This window comes from Ochrobactrum sp. SFR4, assembly GCF_019730395.1.
Lineage (GTDB): Bacteria > Pseudomonadota > Alphaproteobacteria > Rhizobiales > Rhizobiaceae > Pseudochrobactrum.
The window spans coordinates 1-274 of the sequence record NZ_JAAPBB010000755.1; the positions used below are offsets into that span (position 1 = coordinate 1).

Sequence of the window (274 nt, forward strand, 5' to 3'; positions counted from 1 at the left end):
CTTGTGGAGCGCTCCATGCAAACCACAAGACGCGGCGATGCGCTGAAAGTCGCCATCACCATGCGCTCTGTGGGGCGTGACGGGATCAGCGAAATGGTGTGCAAAACACTGGACAATGCCAAGGCTGCGGCAACAGCCATCAGAGCCCGCGATCAATTGGAGCTGATACAGAACCCGCCGCTCTCCACGGTTATGTTCCGCTACGTGCCGTGTGACAGCAATCAATGCGGCAACCGCATTGCCCTTAAAATACGCGAACAGCTTTTCAATGAAG

1 pseudogene is annotated in these 274 nt (G+C 55.8%); it reads left to right on the forward strand.

Features of this window, described 5'->3' with window-relative positions:
* Window positions 1-15 precede the first annotated feature (15 nt).
* Window positions 16-274, forward strand: a pseudogene (locus HBA93_RS21105) (pyridoxal-dependent decarboxylase); the annotation flags it as partial.